The following is a 4724-nucleotide window of genomic DNA, read 5'->3' as shown; positions in this document are numbered from 1 at the left end:
GCGTCCAGGGCCTCCTGCGGGAACCGGGACTCCTCGTCCACCTCCGCCGCGAAAGGAGCGATCTTGGCCTCGGCCAGCTCACGCACCGTGCGCCGCAGCAGCTCATGCTCCTCGGACGGCGCATACGCCGGATAGTCGCCCATCGTTCCTCCACCTGCCACCGGATATTTTGAAGACCAATATTTTAACGACAAAATAAGTGACGTCCCGTGCTCCGGTCAAGGCGCGTCAAGGTGCCGGAGCAGCTTGGCGAGCGCCGGGTTGTCGTTGCTCCGGCGCCAGGTCAGGCTCAGTTCGACGGGGCCCGGGCCGGGGACGTCCACGGGCCGGAACGTCAGGCCCGCGTAGCGGAGCCGGGACGCGGCGGCGGGCACCAGCGCGACGCCCCAGCCGCAGCCGACCAGCGCGAGGATGCTGTGCACCTGGCTGAGGTACTGCGCGTACACCGGCGAGACGCCGGCCTGCCGGAACAGGCTGATCACGAGTTCGTGGAAGTAGCGGGCCTCGGCGGGCGAGTACATGATGAACGGCCGCCCGTCGAACTCGGCCAGCGGGAGCGGCCCGTCCCCCTCGGCGAGCGGATGGCCGTCGGGGATCGCCGCGAGCAGCGCCTCGCGGTCGGCCGGGCGCTCCTCCAGGTCCGGGTCGGTGACCGGGGGCCGCACCAGCCCCAGGTCGAGGCTGCCCTCGGCGAGGGCCCGCACCTGGTCCCTGGTCACCATCTCCCGCAGGACGATCCCGACGTCCGGCAGCGCCGCCCGCGCCACCTCCAGCAGCCGGCCGAGCGTCGCGTAGGCGCTCGCCGCCGTGAACCCGAGCGTGATGCTGCCCGCCTCGCCCGACGAGACCTGCCGGACGGACATCGCGGCGTGGTCGGCCTGCTGGAGCAGCCGGCGCGCCTCGACCAGGAACGCCCGCCCGGCCGGGGTGAGGCGGACCGAGCGGTTCGTCCGGTCGAACAGCCGCACCTTCAGCTCGTGCTCCAGCAGCTGGATCTGCCGGCTGAGCGGCGGCTGCGTCATCCGGAGCCGCTCGGCGGCGCGGCCGAAGTGCAGCTCCTCGGCGACGGCCACGAAGTTCGTGAGCTGGGTGAGCGTGAACATCGATTCCCTGCGGGTATCAGTGGATGCATTTTTCGTGTTGGACCTGGATCAATCGGCCATCCTAGCCTCGGGGCATGAAGCAGACTGCGCCCGAAGAGATCGCGACGCGGCTCGGGTCCGGGCTCCTGTCGTTCCCCGTCACCCACTTCCACGACGACCTGTCCTTCGACGAGGACGGCTACCGGCGGCACATCGCCCGGCTCGGCGGGTACGGCGTCGCGGGCCTGTTCGCCGCGGGCGGCACGGGCGAGTTCTTCTCGCTCACCCCGGACGAGGTCGGGCGGGTGGTGCGCGCGGCCGTCGCCGAGGCGCCCGGCGGCCTGCCGGTGGTCGCGCCCGCCGGGTACGGGACGGCGACGGCCGCGCGGATGGCCCGGGACGCCGAGGACGCGGGCGCCGACGGGGTCCTGCTGTTCCCGCCCTACCTGACCGAGGCGTCGCAGGACGGCCTGGCCGCGCACGTCCGCGCGGTCTGCGCGGCGACCCGGCTCGGGGTGACGGTCTACTCCCGCGCGAACGCGGTCTACCAGGACGCGACGGTCGCCGAACTCGCCGAGACCTGCCCCAACCTCGTCGGGTTCAAGGACGGCGTCGGCGATCTGGAGCTGATGACGCGGATCAGGTCCCGGCTCGGCGACCGGCTCGTCTACATCGGCGGGCTGCCCACCGCGGAGACGTTCGCGCTCCCCTACCTGGAGATGGGCGTCACGACCTACTCCTCGGCGGTCTTCAACTTCATCCCGGAGTTCGCGCTCGCGTTCTACGCCGCCGTCCGCGACCGGGACCGGGACGAGGTGGCGCGGCGGCTCGCCGAGTTCGTCCTGCCGTACTGCGACGTCCGCAACCGCAAGAAGGGCTACGCGGTGAGCATCATCAAGGCGGGCCTGCGGGTGACCGGCCACCCCGCCGGCCCGGTCCGCCCGCCGCTGACGGACCTCACCGAGGCCGAGACCGCCGACCTGGCCGAACTCGTGAAGCGGGCGCGCTGAGATGACGGGGGTCCCCGCCGGCGAGGCGACCCTGGACCGGGTCGCCTGGATCGAGCTCTCGTCCGTGACGCTGCCGCTCGCCGTTCCGGTCAGCGACGCCAAGGTGCTGACCGGGCGGCAGCGGCCGATGACCGAGGTCGTGTTCCTGTTCGCCGAGATCGGCACCGAGGACGGCCACGAGGGCATCGGGTTCGGCTACTCCAAGCGCGCCGGCGGGCCCGGCCAGTTCGCGCACGCCGCCGAGATCGCGCCCGCCCTCATCGGCGAGGACCCGAGCGACATCGGGAGGATCTGGACGAAGCTCGCGTGGGCCGGCGCCTCGGCCGGCCGCGGCGGGCTCGCCGCGCAGGCCATCGCCGCGATCGACATCGCGCTGTGGGACCTGAAGGCCAAGCGGGCGGGCCTGCCGCTCGCCAAACTCCTCGGCGCGCACCGCGACTCCGTCCGCTGCTACGACACCTCGGGCGGCTTCCTGCACGCGCCGCTGGAGGAGGTCCTCGACAACGCCGAGGCGGCCGTCGCCGCCGGCATCGGCGGTATCAAGATCAAGGTCGGGCATCCCGACCACGCCGAGGACATGCGCCGCGTCACCGCCGTCCGCGAGCGGCTCGGCGACGCGTTCCCGCTGATGGTGGACGCGAACCAGCAGTGGGACCGGCCCGCCGCGCAGCGCATGGGCCGCGCCCTGGAGGCGTTCGACCTCACCTGGATCGAGGAGCCCCTGGACGCCTACGACGCCGAGGGCCACGCCGCGCTCGCCGCCGCGCTCGACACGCCGATCGCGACCGGCGAGATGCTCACCAGCGTCGCCGAGCACTGCGCGCTCATCGACCGGCGCGCCGCCGACATCATCCAGCCGGACGCGCCCCGCATCGGCGGCATCACCAATTTCCTCAGGCTCGCGGCACTGGCCGACCACCACCACCTTCAGATGGCGCCGCATTTCGCGATGGAGATCCACCTGCATCTGGCCGCCGCCTATCCGAGCGAGCCGTGGGTGGAGCATTTCGACTGGCTCGGCCCGCTGTTCAACGAAAGGCCGGCGATCGAGGACGGCCGCATGCACGTCCCGGCCCGCCCCGGTCTCGGCATCACCCTCACCGAGCAGGCCCGCGCCTGGACGACGGCGCACACCCGGATCGACGCGCGCCATTGACGAATTGCTGCTGGAGCAGGAGTCGAACCCGCATGACGTGATCCGGAATCACGCATCCCGGCCTTGGATGATCCAGCATGGGCGCCCGCCGGCGGCGGTGGCGTCCGCCCGCCTCGGGCACGTGCAGGACCAGCCGGGGGTCGTTACTCCCGCCGGTCCAGTCCAGAGCCGCACCCGGGAATCGAACTCGGTTCTCCTGATTGGAAGTCAGGCGCCTCACCATTTAGGCCTCTGCGGCGTGGATCGGGCCGGACTCGAACCGGCAACCTCCCGCTTGCAAGGCGGGCGCTCTTCCCTTTGAGCTACAGACCCCTTGATTTCGTACTCATAGGGTGCGGGAAGAGGCGGGGAACGCGCAAAGCATTTTTACGTGCGGCCGCCCCGGGCCGTAGGGGGAATGGCCCGGGGCGGCCGGTCTCGCGTGCTCTCGGTCACCGGTGGGTGCGGGTCCTGCGCGAGGGGGTCAGCAACCGCTGCAGGACCCGGAAGGGCAGCGTGACGATGCTGACGATCGTGCCGATGATGGCGCTGAGCGCTGCACTGATGCGGCGCATTGCATTTCACTCCTTCAGGTCGTCCTAATGCGACCTGTACCCGTGCGACGGGTTTTACACCGGCTTTGCCCCGACGACGACTGTGGCGTAGAACTCCTCGGACGTCGCGACGGCGGCGGCGAGCCCGCCCCGCTCGGCGGCGGCGACCGCGTCCGGGACCTGCCGCTCGCTCGTCTCGAACAGCAGGTGGCCGCCGGGGGCGAGCCAGTCCGCCGCCTCGGCGGTGACGCGGCGCAGGACGTCCAGGCCGTCGGGGCCGCCGTCGAGCGCGACGCGCGGCTCGTGGTCGCGCGCCTCGGCCGGCATCAGCCCGACGTCGCCGGTCGGCACGTACGGGACGTTGGCGAGCAGCACGTCGATGCCGCCTCGCAGCGCGTCCGGGAGCGGTGCGAAGAGGTCGCCCTCGTAGGCGTGGCCGCCGAACGGGGCGATGTTGCGGCGCGCGCAGCGCACCGCGGCGGGCTCGACGTCGGCGGCGTGCAGGGCGTACTCGTCCAGTCCGGCGACGAGCGCGGCGCCCAGCGCGCCGGAGCCGCAGCACAGGTCGACGACGACGGGACGCGGCGGGAGGAGCGCGGCGGCCTGCCGGACCAGGAACTCGGTGCGGCGGCGGGGCACGAACACCCCCGGCTCGACGGCGATCCGCAGGCCGTGGAACTCGGCCCAGCCGAGGACGTGTTCGAGGGGCTGCCCGGCGGCGCGCCGGTCCACCATGGCGGAGGCGTCGTCCGGCGTGCCGGCGGTGGCGAGGATCAGCCGCGCCTCGTCCTCGGCGAACACGCAGCCGGCGGCGCGCAGCCGGGAGACGATGGCGGACTCGGTCATGGGCGTCGTCATGGGCGTTTCCGGACTCTATCCCACGCCGCCGTCCCGCACCGCCGTCCGGAGCAGGGGCGGCGGGGCGCGAGAATGGGGCGATGTC

Annotated in this window: 6 protein-coding genes and 3 tRNA genes; 2 read left to right on the top strand and 7 right to left on the bottom strand. The window is 72.5% G+C overall.

Going from position 1 to position 4724, the window contains the following annotated elements; all coding sequences use genetic code 11:
• Positions 1 to 143: acyl-CoA dehydrogenase family protein (locus tag E1284_RS38540; protein ID WP_207924204.1), on the bottom strand; the 143-nt coding region annotated here is incomplete at its 3' end.
• 75 nt (positions 144 to 218) lie between these two features.
• Positions 219 to 1103, bottom strand: a complete 885-nt coding sequence (locus E1284_RS38535; protein ID WP_131945081.1) for a LysR substrate-binding domain-containing protein — start codon at positions 1101 to 1103, stop codon at positions 219 to 221.
• 74 nt (positions 1104 to 1177) lie between these two features.
• On the opposite strand from E1284_RS38535, the gene kdgD reads away from it, so the two are divergent.
• A complete protein-coding gene (kdgD, locus tag E1284_RS38530) occupies positions 1178 to 2092 on the top strand; it encodes a 5-dehydro-4-deoxyglucarate dehydratase (RefSeq protein WP_131945080.1) in 915 nt (304 codons plus the stop codon).
• Between the two features lies 1 nt (position 2093).
• A complete protein-coding gene (locus E1284_RS38525; protein WP_131945079.1) occupies positions 2094 to 3248 on the top strand; it encodes an L-talarate/galactarate dehydratase in 1155 nt (384 codons plus the stop codon).
• 7 nt (positions 3249 to 3255) lie between these two features.
• Here the strand turns inward: E1284_RS38525 and E1284_RS42195 are convergent.
• The 5 genes from E1284_RS42195 to E1284_RS38510 form a co-directional block, all read right to left on the bottom strand.
• Positions 3256 to 3326 (bottom strand) — tRNA-Arg (locus tag E1284_RS42195).
• 88 nt (positions 3327 to 3414) lie between these two features.
• Positions 3415 to 3486, bottom strand: a tRNA-Gly gene (locus E1284_RS38520).
• Between the two features lies 1 nt (position 3487).
• Positions 3488 to 3560: transfer RNA gene (locus E1284_RS38515), tRNA-Ala, on the bottom strand.
• A 119-nt stretch (positions 3561 to 3679) separates the two neighbouring features.
• Positions 3680 to 3802, bottom strand: a complete 123-nt coding sequence (locus E1284_RS43810; RefSeq protein WP_275406865.1) for an LPFR motif small protein — start codon at positions 3800 to 3802, stop codon at positions 3680 to 3682.
• Positions 3803 to 3856: 54 nt separating this feature from the next.
• Positions 3857 to 4639 carry a putative protein N(5)-glutamine methyltransferase gene (locus E1284_RS38510; protein WP_131945078.1) on the bottom strand — a complete coding sequence of 261 codons (783 nt, stop codon included), beginning with the start codon at positions 4637 to 4639 and terminating at the stop codon, positions 3857 to 3859.
• Positions 4640 to 4724 lie beyond the last annotated feature (85 nt).

Source organism: Actinomadura bangladeshensis, from assembly GCF_004348335.1.
In the GTDB taxonomy this organism is placed as follows: Bacteria; Actinomycetota; Actinomycetes; order Streptosporangiales; family Streptosporangiaceae; genus Spirillospora; species Spirillospora bangladeshensis.
Note: the sequence above shows the minus strand (reverse complement) of the source record. Positions and strands in the feature narration are given on the sequence as shown.

Coding starts and splice junctions, on each gene's coding strand:
- E1284_RS43810 (WP_275406865.1), bottom strand. CDS start 3,802: ATGCGCCGCATCAGTGCAGCGCTCAGCGCCATCATCGGCACGATCGTC.
- E1284_RS38510 (WP_131945078.1), bottom strand. CDS start 4,639: ATGACGACGCCCATGACCGAGTCCGCCATCGTCTCCCGGCTGCGCGCC.
- E1284_RS38535 (WP_131945081.1), bottom strand. CDS start 1,103: ATGTTCACGCTCACCCAGCTCACGAACTTCGTGGCCGTCGCCGAGGAG.
- kdgD (WP_131945080.1), top strand. CDS start 1,178: ATGAAGCAGACTGCGCCCGAAGAGATCGCGACGCGGCTCGGGTCCGGG.
- E1284_RS38525 (WP_131945079.1), top strand. CDS start 2,094: ATGACGGGGGTCCCCGCCGGCGAGGCGACCCTGGACCGGGTCGCCTGG.